This is a genomic window from Streptomyces sp. NPDC001709, assembly GCF_053596375.1.
Genome location: NZ_JBSFGB010000022.1, coordinates 137,205 through 152,140 on the forward strand (window position 1 = coordinate 137,205; position 14,936 = coordinate 152,140).

The 14,936-nt window shown below is 71.9% G+C and carries 16 protein-coding genes; 9 read left to right on the top strand and 7 right to left on the bottom strand.

Annotated elements, in window-relative coordinates; all coding sequences use genetic code 11:
• The first annotated feature begins 27 nt into the window (after positions 1-27).
• From nhaA to ACWC0C_RS29380, 4 genes are all read left to right on the top strand, one after another.
• The gene (gene nhaA / locus ACWC0C_RS29365) at positions 28-1,470 is read left to right on the top strand and encodes a Na+/H+ antiporter NhaA (RefSeq protein WP_450867017.1); all 1,443 of its coding nucleotides are present in this window, start codon (positions 28-30) and stop codon (positions 1,468-1,470) included.
• A gap of 108 nt (positions 1,471-1,578) precedes the next feature.
• Positions 1,579-2,067, top strand: coding sequence for a phage holin family protein (locus ACWC0C_RS29370; RefSeq protein WP_450866972.1), 489 nt, complete (start codon positions 1,579-1,581; stop codon positions 2,065-2,067).
• Complete coding sequence (locus ACWC0C_RS29375; RefSeq protein WP_449198548.1) at positions 2,064-2,984, top strand: alpha/beta fold hydrolase; 921 nt, start codon at positions 2,064-2,066, stop codon at positions 2,982-2,984. The genes ACWC0C_RS29370 and ACWC0C_RS29375 overlap by 4 nt, the downstream gene beginning before the upstream one ends.
• 239 nt (positions 2,985-3,223) lie before the next feature.
• Positions 3,224-3,403, top strand: coding sequence for a hypothetical protein (locus ACWC0C_RS29380; protein WP_449198547.1), 180 nt, complete (start codon positions 3,224-3,226; stop codon positions 3,401-3,403).
• Between the two features lie 15 nt (positions 3,404-3,418).
• On the opposite strand, the gene ACWC0C_RS29385 is transcribed toward ACWC0C_RS29380, so the two are convergent.
• The 3 genes from ACWC0C_RS29385 to nth are packed head-to-tail and all read right to left on the bottom strand — an operon-like array spanning position 3,419 to position 6,392.
• On the bottom strand, positions 3,419-4,618 hold the full coding sequence (locus tag ACWC0C_RS29385; protein ID WP_449198546.1) for a MarP family serine protease: 1,200 nt from the start codon (positions 4,616-4,618) through the stop codon (positions 3,419-3,421).
• Positions 4,619-4,631: 13 nt separating this feature from the next.
• Positions 4,632-5,327 carry an NUDIX hydrolase gene (locus ACWC0C_RS29390; protein ID WP_449198545.1) on the bottom strand — a complete coding sequence of 232 codons (696 nt, stop codon included), beginning with the start codon at positions 5,325-5,327 and terminating at the stop codon, positions 4,632-4,634.
• A 54-nt stretch (positions 5,328-5,381) separates the two neighbouring features.
• Entirely contained in the window at positions 5,382-6,392 is a 1,011-nt protein-coding gene (gene nth / locus ACWC0C_RS29395) for an endonuclease III (RefSeq protein ID WP_450866975.1), read from the bottom strand.
• A 277-nt stretch (positions 6,393-6,669) separates the two neighbouring features.
• Here nth and ACWC0C_RS29400 point away from each other — a divergent pair, with 277 nt between their 5' ends.
• From ACWC0C_RS29400 to ACWC0C_RS29410, 3 genes are all read left to right on the top strand, one after another.
• Positions 6,670-7,344 carry a Crp/Fnr family transcriptional regulator gene (locus ACWC0C_RS29400; RefSeq protein ID WP_014674022.1) on the top strand — a complete coding sequence of 225 codons (675 nt, stop codon included), beginning with the start codon at positions 6,670-6,672 and terminating at the stop codon, positions 7,342-7,344.
• Between the two features lie 103 nt (positions 7,345-7,447).
• The gene (locus tag ACWC0C_RS29405; protein ID WP_450866976.1) at positions 7,448-8,272 is read left to right on the top strand and encodes a nucleotidyltransferase domain-containing protein; all 825 of its coding nucleotides are present in this window, start codon (positions 7,448-7,450) and stop codon (positions 8,270-8,272) included.
• Positions 8,273-8,409: 137 nt separating this feature from the next.
• Positions 8,410-9,897 carry an alpha/beta hydrolase gene (locus ACWC0C_RS29410; protein WP_450866978.1) on the top strand — a complete coding sequence of 496 codons (1,488 nt, stop codon included), beginning with the start codon at positions 8,410-8,412 and terminating at the stop codon, positions 9,895-9,897.
• Positions 9,898-10,032: 135 nt separating this feature from the next.
• On the opposite strand, the gene ACWC0C_RS29415 is transcribed toward ACWC0C_RS29410, so the two are convergent.
• The 4 genes from ACWC0C_RS29415 to ACWC0C_RS29430 all read right to left on the bottom strand — a co-directional run bounded on the left by ACWC0C_RS29415 (position 10,033) and on the right by ACWC0C_RS29430 (position 12,469).
• Positions 10,033-10,863 carry an MBL fold metallo-hydrolase gene (locus ACWC0C_RS29415; protein ID WP_449198541.1) on the bottom strand — a complete coding sequence of 277 codons (831 nt, stop codon included), beginning with the start codon at positions 10,861-10,863 and terminating at the stop codon, positions 10,033-10,035.
• Positions 10,860-11,768, bottom strand: a complete 909-nt coding sequence (locus tag ACWC0C_RS29420; RefSeq protein WP_449198540.1) for an NUDIX hydrolase — start codon at positions 11,766-11,768, stop codon at positions 10,860-10,862. Before ACWC0C_RS29420 ends, ACWC0C_RS29415 begins: the two co-directional genes overlap by 4 nt.
• A 78-nt stretch (positions 11,769-11,846) precedes the next feature.
• Positions 11,847-12,311: a RidA family protein gene (locus ACWC0C_RS29425; protein ID WP_450866981.1), complete on the bottom strand. Its 465-nt coding sequence runs from the start codon at positions 12,309-12,311 to the stop codon at positions 11,847-11,849.
• Positions 12,308-12,469: a DUF4177 domain-containing protein gene (locus ACWC0C_RS29430; protein ID WP_003975360.1), complete on the bottom strand. Its 162-nt coding sequence runs from the start codon at positions 12,467-12,469 to the stop codon at positions 12,308-12,310. Before ACWC0C_RS29430 ends, ACWC0C_RS29425 begins: the two co-directional genes overlap by 4 nt.
• 118 nt (positions 12,470-12,587) lie before the next feature.
• Here ACWC0C_RS29430 and ACWC0C_RS29435 point away from each other — a divergent pair, with 118 nt between their 5' ends.
• The gene (locus ACWC0C_RS29435) at positions 12,588-13,565 is read left to right on the top strand and encodes an ArsA family ATPase (protein WP_450866982.1); all 978 of its coding nucleotides are present in this window, start codon (positions 12,588-12,590) and stop codon (positions 13,563-13,565) included.
• Positions 13,562-14,929, top strand: coding sequence for an ArsA family ATPase (locus ACWC0C_RS29440; protein WP_450866984.1), 1,368 nt, complete (start codon positions 13,562-13,564; stop codon positions 14,927-14,929). Before ACWC0C_RS29435 ends, ACWC0C_RS29440 begins: the two co-directional genes overlap by 4 nt.
• The last annotated feature ends 7 nt before the right edge of the window (positions 14,930-14,936 follow it).

Below are 14,936 nucleotides of genomic sequence, written 5' to 3' on the forward strand. Positions count from 1 at the left end.
GCCGTACCGACCCCGGAGGTTCCCGCCGTGGCCGCCCCCCGTACTCAGAAAGCCCCCCGTAAGGCGCTCGGACGCCTCTCCCTGCCCGAGCGGGCCTTCGTCGCGGACGCGCTGCGCACCGAGACCGTCGGCGGTGTTCTGCTGCTGCTCGCCGCCGTAGCGGCGCTGATCTGGGCGAACATCCCCGCCCTGCGCCACAGCTACGAGTCGGTGAGCCACCTCCACCTCGGCCCCGGCGCGCTCGGCCTGAACCTCTCCGTGGCCCACTGGGCCGCCGACGGCCTCCTCGCGGTGTTCTTCTTCGTCGCCGGTATCGAGCTCAAGCGCGAGCTGGTCGCCGGAGACCTGCGCGACCCCAGGGCGGCCGTACTGCCCGTGGTGGCCGCGCTGTGCGGCATGGCCGTACCGGCGCTCGTCTACACCCTCACCACCCTCACCGGGCATGGTTCGACACAGGGCTGGGCGGTGCCCACGGCCACCGACATCGCCTTCGCGCTCGCCGTACTCGCGGTCATCGGCACCTCGCTGCCCAGCTCGCTGCGCGCCTTCCTGCTCACCCTCGCGGTCGTCGACGACCTGTTCGCGATCCTGATCATCGCGATCTTCTTCACCGACCGGCTGGACTTCGCCGCGCTCGGCGGGGCCGCCGCCGGTCTGGTGGTCTTCTGGCTGCTGCTGCGCAAGGGGGTGCGCGGCTGGTACGTGTATGTGCCGCTCGCGGTGGTGATCTGGGCGCTGATGTACAACAGCGGCGTGCACGCCACCATCGCGGGCGTGGCGATGGGCCTGATGGTGCGCTGCACCACCCGGGAGGGTGAGCAGCACTCGCCGGGCGAGCACATCGAGCACCTGGTGCGGCCCCTGTCGGCAGGGCTCGCCGTGCCGGTTTTCGCGCTGTTCAGCGCCGGGGTGACGATCTCCGGCGGGGCGCTCGGGGATGTGTTCACCAGGCCCGAGACGCTCGGTGTGGTGCTCGGGCTCGTCCTCGGCAAGACGCTCGGCATCTTCGGCGGCGCCTGGCTGACCGTCCGCTTCACCCGCGCCTCCCTCAGCGAGGAGCTCGCCTGGGCCGACGTCTTCGCGGTGGCCTCCCTCGCCGGGATCGGCTTCACCGTCTCGCTGCTCATCGGCGAACTGGCCTTCGCCGGGGACACCGTGCTCACCGACGAGGTCAAGGCGGCCGTCCTCACCGGGTCGCTGATCGCGGCGGTGTGCGCGACGGTACTGCTGAAGATACGGAACGCCAAGTACCGCAGGCTGTGCGAGGAAGAGGAACGCGACGAGGACCTCGACGGCATCCCGGACGTCTACGAGCAGGACGACCCGGCCTATCACCTGCGCATGGCCGAGATCCACGAGCGCAAGGCCGCCGAGCACCGGCGGATCGCCGCCGAGCGGGCGGCCGCGGCGCGCCACGGGCTTCAGGAAGTGCCGGGCGGGGCAGGCGAGGAGGACGACCGTCCGGCATGATCTGACGAGACGGTACAAAACAAGACGGCCACAGGAGCAGGCCCGCCGGCCGCGTACGGCGGTACGGCGCACTTGCGGCACACGAGAGACCTCTGAGGGAGAAACGCGATGAGCGCACCCGACGGCAGCCCGGTCGGCGCCGAACGCAGCATCGGCCAGCTGTTCGCCTCGGCGACGACCGAATTGTCGGCGCTGGTGCACGACGAGATCGCGCTGGCCAAGGCCCAGCTGAAGCAGGACGTGAAGCGCGGCGCGATGAGCGGCGGCGCGTTCACGGCGGCCCTGGTGCTGCTCGTCTTCTCGCTCCCGATGCTCAACTTCGCCCTCGCCTACGGCATCCGGACCTGGAGCCACTGGAACCTGGCGATCTGCTTCGTGCTGTCCTTCGCGGCGAACGTGCTCGTCTCCCTCCTCCTCGCCCTGATCGGCGTGGCGTTCGCGAAGAAGGCCAAGAGGGGCCAGGGACCGCAGAAGGTGGCCGCGTCGGTCAAGGAGACGGCGGGCGTGCTGCAGAACGCCAAGCCGCACCCGCGCGCGGAGCTGCCCGAGGACCGGACCCCCGCGGCCATCGAAGCTGTGGCACGCTCACAGTCATGACCGACCCCGCCCCTTCCGCCGTACGGATCGACGGCCCCTGGACGCACAGGGACGTCGCCGCGAACGGCGCGCGCTTCCACATCGCCGAGCTGGGCGACGGCCCCCTGGTGCTGCTGCTGCACGGTTTCCCGCAGTTCTGGTGGACCTGGCGGCACCAGCTGGTGGCGCTCGCGGACGCGGGCTACCGGGCGGTGGCGATGGATCTGCGGGGCGTCGGCGGCAGCGACCGCACGCCCCGCGGGTACGACCCCGCCAACCTCGCACTCGACGTCACCGGCGTGATCCGCTCGCTCGGCGAGCCGGACGCCGCGTTGGTCGGCCACGACCTGGGCGGCTATCTGGCGTGGACGGCGGCCGCGATGCGCCCCAAGCTCGTACGACGGCTCGCGGTCGTCTCGATGCCGCATCCGCGGCGCTGGCGCTCGGCGATGCTCCGGGACGCCCGCCAGACGGCCGCCAACTCCTACATCTGGGGCTTTCAGCGGCCCTGGGTTCCGGAGCGTCAACTCACCGCGGACGGCGGTGCGCTGGTGGGCCGGCTGATCCGGGAGTGGTCAGGGCCACGGCTGCCGGAGGACGACGCGGTGGAGGCCTACCAGCGGGCCATGTGCATCCCGTCGACCGCGCACTGCGCGATCGAGCCGTACCGCTGGCTGGTGCGCTCGCTGGCCCGCCCGGACGGCATCCAGTTCAACCGCAGGATGAAGCGGCCGGTTCGGGTGCCCACGCTGCATCTGCACGGCTCGCTGGACCCGGTGACGCGCACGCGCAGCGCGGCCGGTTCGGGCGAGTACGTCGAAGCGCCGTACCGCTGGCGCCTGTTCGACGGGCTCGGCCACTTCCCGCACGAGGAAGACCCGGCCGTGTTCTCCACGGAGCTGGTCAACTGGCTGAAGGATCCCGAGCCCGACCGGTGACGTACCGCGTGCCGCACTCGGTGACGTACTCGTTGACGTACACCGGAGAGGTACACCCGGAACCGGTGATGTTCACCCGGATCGGTGATGCACATCGGTGACCGTACGGTGCCGGTTCGATGCGTGGAGTATCCGGTTCCTGGACAGTTGTCCCTCGAACGGCCACATGCCTGCCGCATAGGCCAATTGGGCGCCGCTCAGGCGGTTATCGACCTTCGGGCGGGGGCACACGTCGGGGTATGGGCTGGACGCACGACTACAGTGACGCACCCCGCAACCGCCGCTCGAGCGCCGGCGTGGGCACGCCTCAGCGAGGCAACCCGCAACTCGCGGAAGGGGACCTCCGCGTGGGGATCCCGCGCATCCTGCGCCGCCGGGCCCGCTGGGTCTCGGTGCGTCTGCGCCACCCGCGCGGCTGAACCTCCGCCCCGGGCTCACAGCGCGCAGCTGTCCGTACCCACCTGCTCGTTCGCCGTACGTCCCTTCTCGACGTCGGGCTGGATCTCGTCCGCCGTGAGGGCGTAACCGGTGTCGGCGTCGTCGAGGGACTTGGCGAACACCACGCCGTACACCCGGCCGTCGGGGGTGAGCAGCGGGCCGCCCGAGTTGCCCTGGCGGACGATCGTGTACAGCGAGTAGACGTCGCGGCGGACGGTGCTGCGGTGGTAGATGTCCGGACCGTTGGCCGTGATGCGCCCGCGCACGCGCGCGGCGCGCACGTCGTACGAGCCGTTCTCCGGGAAGCCCGCGACGATCGCGCCGTCACCGCCGGCCGCGTCCTGGGCGGAGAACCGCAGGGCGTGCGCCTTCAGGTCCGGTACGTCGAGTACGGCGATGTCGCGCTTCCAGTCGTACAGGACGACCTTGGCGTCGTACTTGCGGCCCTCGCCGCCGATCTGCACGGTGGGCGCGTCGACGCCGCCCACCACGTGCGCGTTGGTCATGACCCGGCGGTCGGCGAAGACGAAGCCGGTGCCCTCCAGGACCTTGCCGCAGCTCTGGGCGGTGCCGGTGACCTTGACGATGGACCGCTGGGCGCTCCGGGTGACCGGGCTGTTCGCGAGGGCCGGGTCGGGCGGCTGGACGTCCTTGATCGGCTCGTTGGCGAAGGGGCTGAAGACCTGCGGGAAGCCGTTCTGCGCGAGGACGGAGGAGAAGTCCGCGAACCAGGTGTTGGCCTGCGCGGGCAGCGCCCGGGAGACACCGAGGAGCACCTTGGAGCCGCGGACCTCCTTGCCGAGCGTCGGCAGGGTGGTGCCGGCCAGGGCGGACCCGATCAGCCAGGCCACCAGCAGCATGGCGACGACGTTGACGAGGGCGCCGCCGGTGGCGTCCAGGGCGCGGGCCGGGGACCAGGTGATGTACCGGCGGAGCTTGTTGCCCAGGTGGGTGGTCAGGGCCTGGCCGACGGAGGCGCAGACGATGACGACGACCACGGCGACCACGGCGGCGGTGGTGCCGACCTGCGCGTTGTTGGTCACGGCGTCCCAGATCACGGGCAGCGTGTACACGGCGACGAGGCCGCCGCCCAGGAACCCGATCACCGACAGGATGCCGACGACGAAGCCCTGGCGATAGCCCACGACGGCGAACCACACGGCCGCGACCAGCAACAGGATGTCCAGCACGTTCACAAGCGACACCCTGTCATGACCGCCAGTCGAGTGGGACCTGCTTCTCTCTGTCCCAGGGGCGCTCCCAGCCCGCGAAATGCAGCAGGCGGTCGATCACTCCCGCCGTGAAACCCCACACCAGGGCCGATTCGACCAGGAATGCCGGGCCTCGGAAGCCGCTGGGGTGGATGGCGGTGGCGCGGTTGGCGGGATCCGTGAGATCCGCCACGGGGACCGTGAACACGCGTGCCGTCTCATTCGGATCGACGACGCCGACCGGGCTGGGCTCGCGCCACCAGCCGAGCACGGGGGTGACGACGAAGCCGCTCACCGGGATGTACAGCGCGGGGAGCACGCCGAAGAGCTGGACGCCGGAGGGGTCCAGACCGGTCTCCTCCTGGGCCTCGCGCAGCGCGGCCCTGAGCGGTCCGTCGGTGTGCGGGTCGCCGTCCTCGGGGTCGAGCGCGCCGCCCGGGAAGGAGGGCTGCCCGGCGTGCGAGCGCAGGGAACCGGCGCGCTCCATCAGCAGCAGCTCCGGGCCGCTCTCGCCCTCGCCGAACAGGATCAGCACGGCCGACTTGCGCCCCGAGCCGTTCTCCGGCGGCAGGAAGCGGCTCAGCTGGAGCGGCTCGACCGTCTCGGCGGCCCGCACCACGGGCGCCAGCCACTTGGGCAGCCCCTCCTTGCTGAGCGTCACCGCACCGCCCCGCGTCTCACTGGCCCTCGCCATCGCCACCCCCGTCGCTCTGCCTGTCCAACGCCCGAGGGCCCCGAGATCGTTCCGTCACGCGGCCCCCAGCGGCGGGGCCGGCTTGCCGCCCGCGTCGAGGTAGGCCTGCGGGGGCTTGAGCCGCTGGCCGGGGAAGCCGCCCTTCTCGTACTTCAGGAGCTTCTTCGCCTTCTCCGGGTCGGTCTCGCCCTCGCCGTAGGCCGGGCAGAGCGGGGCGATCGGGCAGGCGCCGCAGGCGGGCTTGCGGGCGTGGCAGATCCGGCGGCCGTGCCAGATCACGTGGTGGGAGAGGTCGGTCCAGTCGCTTTTCGGGAACAGCGCGCCGACGGCGGCCTCGATCTTGTCCGGGTCGGTCTCCTCGGTCCACTTCCAGCGCCGCACCAGCCGCTGGAAGTGGGTGTCCACGGTGATCCCGGGCCGTCCGAAGGCGTTGCCGAGCACCACGAAGGCGGTCTTGCGGCCGACACCGGGCAGCTTGACCAGGTCTTCCAGCCTTCCCGGCACCTCGCCGCCGAAGTCCTCCGTGAGGGCCTTGGAGAGCCCTATCACCGACTTGGTCTTGGCCCGGAAGAACCCGCAGGGGCGCAGGATCTCCTCGACCTCCTCCGGGTTGGCGGCGGCCAGGTCCTCCGGAGCCGGGTACTTGGCGAAGAGCGCCGGGGTCGTCTGGTTGACGCGCAGGTCGGTCGTCTGGGCCGACAGCACGGTGGCGACCAGCAGCTGGAAGGGGTTCTCGAAGTCCAGCTCCGGGTGGGCGTACGGATACACCTCGGCGAGCTCGCGGTCGATGCGGCGGGCGCGGCGGACCAGGGCGGTGCGGGACTCCTCCGCCGGGGGCTTCACCGCGACCTTCTTGGCGGCCGCCGCCTTCTTCACCGCCACGGGCTCGCCGGTCGCCACGGCCTTCTTGGCCGGGGTGACCTTCTTGGCGGCCACTGCCTTCCTGGCGGGGGCCTTCTTGGCCTTCTTGGCGGAGGCCGGGGCGGCCTTCCCGGCCGAGGCCTGGGTGGCCGTTTTTACCGTTTTTCCGGTTTTCTTATCACCGCCGGAACTCTGTTCGCCCACAGCGGAATCGCGACGTACAACCACCCGCTAAGCCCCCTTGGCCTGTGCTCTCACCGGCGATTTGGACACCCGGCCAGCCTAAAGCCCGGCACCGACATCCGCCCCGGACCCGGTGGATCGGTCCCCGATTGGACCCCTGACGCTTACCTCGGGACACCTGTGCGGCATCCTTGTGACAGATCACACTGTTTGGACCGCCCGGCAAAATGGGGAGCACGGTCCCCTGGTACCAACGGGGGAGCAAGATCCCCTGAGCAGGTCGACAAGGAGAGAACTCGTGGACGACGTTCTGCGGCGCAACCCGCTCTTCGCGGCTCTCGACGACGAGCAGGCCGCGGAGCTTCGCGCCTCCATGAGTGAGGTGACCCTCGCACGCGGCGACTCCCTGTTCCACGAGGGCGACCCGGGCGACCGGCTGTACGTCGTCACCGAGGGCAAGGTCAAGCTGCACCGCACCTCCCCCGACGGCCGCGAGAACATGCTCGCCGTCGTCGGCCCCGGCGAGCTGATCGGCGAGCTGTCGCTCTTCGACCCGGGCCCGCGTACGGCGACCGCGACCGCGCTGACCGAGGTCAAGCTGCTCGGTCTCGGCCACGGCGACCTCCAGCCCTGGCTGAACGCCCGCCCCGAGGTGGCCGGCGCCCTGCTGCGCGCCGTCGCCCGCCGTCTGCGCAAGACCAACGACGCCATGTCCGACCTGGTCTTCTCCGACGTCCCCGGCCGCGTGGCGCGCGCCCTGCTGGACCTCTCGCGCCGCTTCGGCGTGCAGTCCGAGGAAGGCATCCACGTCGTCCACGACCTCACCCAGGAGGAGCTGGCCCAGCTGGTCGGCGCCTCCCGCGAGACCGTGAACAAGGCGCTGGCGGACTTCGCCCAGCGCGGGTGGCTCCGCCTTGAGGCGCGGGCCGTGATCCTGCTGGACGTGGAGAGGCTGGCCAAGAGGTCTCGCTGAGGCCCCTGAAGGGGGGCCGATTGGGGGAGGTTCCCTGGGGGCGGCCGCCCCCTGCGCTCGAAAACCAGCTGCCCGCGGCAGCCACGGGCGGCACAGTGGCCTCATGCCCGAACCACCTGCCCCGCACGGCCTCGACGCCCTCGGCTTCATCGCGCGCGAAGGCTCCCTCGCGCGCGTGCCCGTCGTTTTCCGTCCGGTCGTGGCCGCCGCGCGCGACCGGCTGCTGGAGGTCTTCGGGACGCGGCTGGACAGCGCCTACCTCTACGGGTCGATCCCGCGCGGCACCGCGCGCGTGGGCCGCAGTGACCTGGACCTGCTGGTGGCGCTCCGGGACGAGCCGGCCGAGGCCGACCGGGACGCCGTACGGGCGCTCGGCGAGGCGGTCGACAAGGAGTTCCCGCAGATCGACGGCGTGGGCACGCTGCTGTACAGTCGGGACCGGCTGCTGAGCGAACCGGAGCGGTACGACCTGGGCTGGTTCGTCGCCTGCCTGTGCACCCCGCTGCTCGGCGAGGACCTCGCCGAGTACCTGCCGCGCTACCGCCCCGACTCCCTGCTCGCCCGCGAGACCAACGGCGACCTGGCCCGGTGGCTGCCCCGCTGGCGGGAGCGGATCGCGGGCGCCGAGGACACCGAGGAGGCCCGGCGGCCCCTCGTGCGCTTCATGTCCCGGCACCTCGTCCGCACCGGCTTCACGCTCGTCATGCCCCGCTGGAACGGCTGGACCAGCGATCTGCGCGAGATGGCCGAGGTGTGCGGCGCCTACTACCCCGAGCGGGCCGCACAGCTGCGTACGGCGGCGCGGTACGGCTACGACCCCGTCGGCGATCCGGAGGTGCTGCGGTCGTACGTGGACGACCTGGGGCCCTGGCTCGCCGACGAGTACGCGCGCGTGCACGGCGTGAAGGCCCCGCGCCCGGAGGACTGACCGCCCGGAGGCCCGACCGGACAGCGGTGAGCCGTCCCTCCAAGTCGGCCGGAACACGCCCCCGTTACGAGGCAACCCTCCCGCTCTCCGCCGCATCTTGCCTCCGGCAGCAGCGAACCGACCGGAAGGCAGCCGACGTGAGCAGCCCGCCCTCTCCCCCCGTCCGGCGCGGTGCGGCCGTGGCCGCCGCCTTCGCACTCCTCACCCTCGCCGGACCACAGGCGGCCCACGCCGCACCGGCCGCCGCGGTCACCGGCCCCGCGGCCCTGCACTGGTCCACCTGCCCCGCGGGCTCCGAGGCGCCGCGCGGCACGTACTGCGCCACCCTCAAGGTTCCCCTCGACTACGCCAAGCCCGGCGGCCGGCAGATCAAGCTCACCCTGTCGATGGCCGGTGACCTGCACGCCCCGCGCACTCTCGTGGTCAACCCCGGCGGCCCCGGCGAACCGGGCATCGGCACTCCCAAGCTGGTGTGGGGCTCGCTGCCCGAGGACGTCGCCGCGAAGTACAACGTGGTCAGCTTCGACCCGCGCGGTGTCGGTGCCAGCACCCCCGTCTCCTGCGGGGACACCAGCAAGCTGATCAAGCATCCGGCCGCGCCGTACACGCCCGCGACCGCCGCGCAGGAGCAGGCGCGGCGCACGGTCGCCCGCAAGGTCGCCGAGCAGTGCTCCGCGCATGCGCGGGACCTGCTGCCGTACATCACCACCGAGAACGCGGCCCGCGACATGGACCGGATCCGTACCGCGTTCCACCGCGACACGCTGGACTACCTCGGCTATTCGTACGGGACGAGGCTCGGCGCGACCTACGCGACGCTGTTCCCGGCCCACACCGGGCGGATGATTCTGGACAGCGTCGTCGATCCGACCGTCACCAGCTACGGCTCGCAGTTCGAGCAGGACCCGGCGCTCCAGCACCGGGCCGGCCAGTTCTTCGCGTGGGCGGCCCGGAAGGACGCGACCTATCACCTGGGCACCAGTGCGGCGAAGGTGTCGGCCGCATGGGACGCCGTCCGCGCCAAGCTCGCCGCCCACCCCGCCGGAGGCCGCGCGGGCGGCGCCGAGCTGGACGATCTGCTGGCCTCCGCCATGTACACCGATCTGGACTGGGGCAATGTGGCCCAGGCCGTCTCGGACTACCGGCGCGGGGACGCGAGCGGGCTGCTCGGCGCGACCGACCAGCTGGCTCTCGGCGGCGTGAACCCCGCCCAGCTCGCCTACAACTGCGTGGACGACGCCTGGCCCCGCGACTGGGCGACCTGGCACCGGGACACCGCCGCGGCCGCCCCCAAGGCCCCGCTGTTCGCCTGGCTGAACACCTGGTACAGCGCTCCGTGCGCCTACTGGAAGGCCCCGACGGCCCGGCCCGTGAAGATCGGCTCGGCGAAGGTGCCGCCGGTGCTGCTGCTCCAGGCCGAGGACGACCCGGCGACCCCGGTGGTGGGCGCGCGGCGCATGCACCAGGTGCTGTCCGGTTCCCGCCTCGTCGTCGCGGGCGGCGGCAATCACGGCCAGTACCTGTTCGCGGGGAACACCTGCATGGACCGCGCCGGAAACCGCTATCTGCTCACGGGGAAGCTGCCGGCCGCGAACGCCACGTGCCCGGCGCCACCGGCACCGTAGACGGAGACGCTCGGCCACGGTCGGGTACGCGCGCGTACCTGGCACGAACGGTGACCCGGCACGAGCCCGGCCGTATGACGTTCACCGAGACGGACGTCCGGTGGACCACCCGGGCCCGGCCGGGCCGACGCCGGGCTAGATCAGCCCGTGCTCGCTCAGGTAGTCCAGCTGGGCCCGTACCGACAGCTCCGCCGCCGGCCACAGGGAGCGGTCCACGTCGGCGTACACGTGGGCCACGACCTCGGCCGGGGTGCGGTAGCCGTCCTCGACCGCCGTCTCCACCTGGGCGAGCCGGTGGGCGCGGTGGGCGAGGTAGAACTCGACGGCGCCCTGCGCGTCCTCCAGGACCGGCCCGTGGCCCGGCAGGACGGTGTGCACGCCGTCGTCCACGGTCAGGGACCGCAGCCGGCGCAGGGAGTCCAGATAGTCGCCCAGACGGCCGTCGGGGTGCGCCACGACCGTCGTTCCGCGCCCCAGGATGGTGTCGCCCGTGAGCACCGCCTGGTCGGCCGGGAGATGGAAGCACAGCGAGTCCGAGGTGTGCCCCGGAGTCGGTACGACCCTCAGCTCCAGGCCCCCGACGGTGATCACGTCCCCGGCGGCCAGGCCCTCGTCGCCCAGGCGCAGCGCCGGATCGAGGGCACGCACGCGCGTTCCGGTCAGTTCCGCGAAGCGGGCGGCGCCCTCGGCGTGGTCGGGATGGCCGTGGGTGAGCAGGGTCAGGGCTATCCGCTTGCCGGCCTTCTCGGCGGAGTCGACGACGCTGCGCAGATGGCCGTCGTCCAGGGGGCCCGGGTCGACCACCACGGCGAGATCGGAGCCGGGCTCGGCGACGATCCAGGTGTTGGTTCCGTCCAGGGTCATCGCGGAGGCGTTGGGCGCGAGGACGTTGACGGCCCGCGCGGTGGCGGGGCCGGAGAGCACCTGGCCGCGGGGCTGGCCCGGCAGCGTGCTTGCGTCGGTCATACGGGGCCTCCACCCGTCGTCTCGCGGGTCGTCGTCACGCGCGTGCCGGGGGTCGTCGGTATGTGCTTGGTGAACTCGTCGTGTCCCGGCCAGGACAGGACGATCTCGCCGTCCTGGAGGCGGGCGCGCGCCAGCACCGGCGTCATGTCACGCCCGGGGGCGGCCGCGAGCGCCTCGGCGGCGGTGCCGTACGGCAGCAGCTGGCGCAGGGTGGCGATGGTGGGCGGCATCATCAGCAGCTCGCCCCTGTCGTAGCCGGTGGCGGCCTGAGCGGGGCGGATCCACACCGTGCGGTCGGCCTCCGTGGAGGCGTTGCGGGTGCGCTGGCCCTCGGGCAGGGCGGCCACGAAGAACCAGGTGTCGTAGCGTCGGGCCTCGAACTCCGGGGTGATCCAGCGGGTCCAGGCGCCCAGCAGGTCCGAGCGCAGCACCAGACCGCGCCGGTGCAGGAACTCGGCGAAGGACAGCTCGCGCGCGACCAGCGCGGCCCGGTCCGCCTCCCAGTCGTCTCCGGTGGTGTCGCCGACGACCGAGTCCGGGTCGGGTCCGGCGAGCAGCACACCCGCCTCCTCGTACGTCTCCCGTACGGCCGCGCAGACGATCGCCTGGGCGCCGGACTCGTCGACGCCGAGCCGGTCCGCCCACCACGCGCGCGTGGGGCCCGCCCAGCGCACCAGACGGTCGTCGTCGCGCGGGTCGACACCGCCCCCGGGATACGCGTACGCGCCTCCGGCGAAGGCCATGGAGGCGCGTCTGCGCAACATGTGGACGACCGGGCCGGACTCGGTGTCCTTCAGGAGCAGCACCGTGGCCGCGCGCCTGGGGGACACCGGTGTGAGGGCGCCGTCCGCGAGCGCGCGGATGCGGTCCGGCCACTCCGGGGGATACCACTGACCGTTCGCCATGGGCGGAGGCTATCCCGTGTAGGGCGAATGTTCGAGAGGTGCCCGAGGTCAGAGGTAGTTCCGGCGGGTTCCGGTGGGTTACCGGTCGAGTTCCACCTGGATCTCGATCTCCACCGGCGCGTCCAGCGGCAGCACCGCGACGCCGACCGCGCTGCGCGCGTGCACGCCCTTGTCGCCGAGGACCTCGCCGAGCAGCTCGCTGGCGCCGTTGACGACACCGGGCTGCCCGGTGAAGTCGGACGCGGAGGCGACGAACCCGACGACCTTCACCACGCGCGCGATGCGGTCCAGGTCGCCGGTGACGGACTTCACGGCGGCCAGCGCGTTCAGCGCGCACGTGCGGGCCAGGTCCTTGGCCTCCTCCGGCGTGACCTCGGCGCCCACCTTTCCGGTGACCGGCAGCTTGCCCTCGACCATCGGCAGCTGGCCGGCGGTGTAGACGTAGACCCCGGACCGCACGGCCGGCTGGTACGCGGCCAGCGGCGGTACGACCTCGGGCAGGGTCAGGCCCAGTTCGGCCAGCTTGGCCTCGACCGCGCTCATGCCTGCTTCTCCCGCTTCAGGTAGGCCACGAGCTGCTCGGGGTTGTTGGGCCCGGGCACGACCTGGACGAGCTCCCAGCCGTCCTCGCCCCAGGTGTCCAGAATCTGCTTCGTGGCATGGACGAGCAGCGGCACGGTTGCGTATTCCCACTTGGTCATGGGGCCGACTGTAGCCGCTGTGACCGCGGGGACGCTGACCTGCGGCCGCGGGGAGAGTGACCCGCGTTATCCACAGCCGAGCGCGTGAGTGTCGAGGGGACTGGTTAGTCTCGAAGGCGTGAGCAGGCTCCAGGTCGTCAGCGGCAAGGGCGGGACCGGAAAGACGACGGTCGCCGCCGCACTGGCGCTGGCCCTCGCGACCGAGGGGAAGCGGACGCTTCTCGTGGAGGTCGAGGGCCGGCAGGGCATCGCGCAGCTCTTCGAGACAGAGGCGTTGCCATACGAGGAGCGGAAGATCGCGGTCGCTCCCGGGGGCGGCGAGGTGTACGCCCTCGCCATAGATCCCGAACTGGCCCTTCTGGACTACCTCCAGATGTTCTACAAGCTCGGCGGCGCTGGCCGGGCCCTGAAGAAGCTCGGCGCGATCGACTTCGCCACCACCATCGCGCCGGGCATCCGGGACGTCCTGCTGACCGGCAAGGCGTGCGAGGCCGTGCGCCGCAAGGACAAGAGCGGACGGTTCGCGTACGACTACGTCGTCATGGACGCCCCGCCGACCGGCCGCATCACCCGCTTCCTGAATGTGAACGACGAGGTGGCGGGCCTGGCGAAGATCGGCCCGATACACAATCAGGCGCAGGCGGTGATGCGGGTGCTGAAGTCGCCGGAGACGGCGGTGCACCTGGTCACGCTGCTGGAGGAGATGCCGGTCCAGGAGACCGCCGACGGCATCGCCGAACTGCGCGCGGCCCGGCTGCCGGTGGGCCGGGTCATCGTGAACATGGTCCGGCCGGAGGTGTTGGACGCGGCCGACCTGGAACTCGTACGGACCGTGGAGCGTTCCTCTGTCGCACAGGCGTTGTCGGCGGCCGGACTGGGCGGGGCCCGGCGCGGTGGCAACGCGGAGAAGCTGGTGGACCCGCTGCTGCAGCAGGCCGCGGAGTACGCCGCGCGGTACGCGCTGGAGCAGGAGCAGCGCGCGGTCCTCGGCGAGCTGGGCCTGCCGCTGGACGAACTGCCACTGCTCGCCGAGGGCATGGACCTGGCGGGCCTGTACGAACTCGCCACCGAGCTGCGGAAGCAGGGGTTGTCATGAGTCCGGACCCGGCCGGGGCGCCCGAGACGGCGGAGAGGGCCGCGAGGCGGGGGAAGACCCACGGTCTCTCCCCCGCGCGCGTGCTGGAGGTCGACCCGCTGCTGGACGACCCGAAGACCCGGATCGTGGTGTGCTGCGGCTCGGGCGGGGTCGGCAAGACGACGACCGCGGCGGCCTTGGGCCTCCGGGCGGCCGAGCGGGGCCGCAAGGTGGTCGTGCTGACCATCGACCCGGCCCGTCGGCTGGCCCAGTCGATGGGCATCGACTCCCTCGACAACGTCCCGCGCCGGGTGAAGGGCACGGACGGCGAGGGGGAACTGCACGCCATGATGCTCGACATGAAGCGCACCTTCGACGAGGTCGTGGAGGCGCACGCGGACCCCGAGCGGGCGGCCGTGATCCTGGCGAACCCCTTCTACCAGTCGCTCTCGGCCGGCTTCGCGGGCACGCAGGAGTACATGGCGATGGAGAAGCTCGGCCAGTTGCGCGCGAAGGACGAGTGGGACCTGATCGTCGTCGACACCCCGCCGTCGCGCTCGGCACTGGACTTCCTGGACGCGCCCAAGCGGCTGGGCTCCTTCCTGGACGGCCGTCTCATCCGCCTCCTCACCGCCCCCGCCAAGCTCGGCGGACGCGCAGGCATGGCCTTCCTCAACGTCGGCATGTCGATGATGACCGGCACGCTGGGCAAGCTGCTGGGCGGTCAGCTGCTGAAGGACGTCCAGACGTTCGTGGCCGCGATGGACACCACCTTCGGCGGGTTCCGTACGCGCGCGGACGCCACGTACAAACTGCTCCAGGCGCCCGGCACGGCGTTTCTGGTGGTCGCGGCCCCGGAGCGGGACGCGTTGCGTGAGGCGGCGTACTTCGTGGAGCGGCTGGCCGCGGAGAAGATGCCGCTGGTGGGGCTGGTGCTGAACCGGGTCCATGGCAGCGGTGCCGGGCGGCTGTCCGCCGAGCGGGCGCTCGCCGCGGCCGAAAATCTTGAGGACCCCCGCATTGTGGATCAGGCGGACGGGAAAGCTGGACTTCGTAACTCCCCCGAACCACAAGGCAGTTCGCGATCTTCCGCACCCGACGCACCCGAGGCCGCAACCGACGCCCTTGCTTCCGAAGAAGGCTCCCCCGCCGACACGGAGCACTCCGTCGACCAGCTCACCGCGGGTCTGCTGCGACTGCACGCCGACCGCATGCATCTGCTCTCGCGCGAGCAGCGCACGCGTGACCGTTTCACCGCCCGCCACCCCGAGGTGGCGGTGGTCGAAGTGCCCGCACTGCCCGGCGATGTCCATGACCTCACGGGCCTGCGCGACATCGGCACCCTGCTGGCAGCGGGCGCGTCAGGACCCACGGGGCCGCGGTAGCGCGAGC

What these genes read in the sequence shown, in the direction of transcription:
- ACWC0C_RS29370 (WP_450866972.1), top strand. Translation starts at nt 1,579, where the DNA reads ATGAGCGCACCCGACGGCAGCCCGGTCGGCGCCGAACGCAGCATCGGC.
- ACWC0C_RS29375 (WP_449198548.1), top strand. Translation starts at nt 2,064, where the DNA reads ATGACCGACCCCGCCCCTTCCGCCGTACGGATCGACGGCCCCTGGACG.
- ACWC0C_RS29380 (WP_449198547.1), top strand. Translation starts at nt 3,224, where the DNA reads ATGGGCTGGACGCACGACTACAGTGACGCACCCCGCAACCGCCGCTCG.
- ACWC0C_RS29390 (WP_449198545.1), bottom strand. Translation starts at nt 5,327, where the DNA reads ATGGCGAGGGCCAGTGAGACGCGGGGCGGTGCGGTGACGCTCAGCAAG.
- ACWC0C_RS29405 (WP_450866976.1), top strand. Translation starts at nt 7,448, where the DNA reads ATGCCCGAACCACCTGCCCCGCACGGCCTCGACGCCCTCGGCTTCATC.
- ACWC0C_RS29415 (WP_449198541.1), bottom strand. Translation starts at nt 10,863, where the DNA reads ATGACCGACGCAAGCACGCTGCCGGGCCAGCCCCGCGGCCAGGTGCTC.
- ACWC0C_RS29420 (WP_449198540.1), bottom strand. Translation starts at nt 11,768, where the DNA reads ATGGCGAACGGTCAGTGGTATCCCCCGGAGTGGCCGGACCGCATCCGC.
- ACWC0C_RS29425 (WP_450866981.1), bottom strand. Translation starts at nt 12,311, where the DNA reads ATGAGCGCGGTCGAGGCCAAGCTGGCCGAACTGGGCCTGACCCTGCCC.
- ACWC0C_RS29430 (WP_003975360.1), bottom strand. Translation starts at nt 12,469, where the DNA reads ATGACCAAGTGGGAATACGCAACCGTGCCGCTGCTCGTCCATGCCACG.
- ACWC0C_RS29440 (WP_450866984.1), top strand. Translation starts at nt 13,562, where the DNA reads ATGAGTCCGGACCCGGCCGGGGCGCCCGAGACGGCGGAGAGGGCCGCG.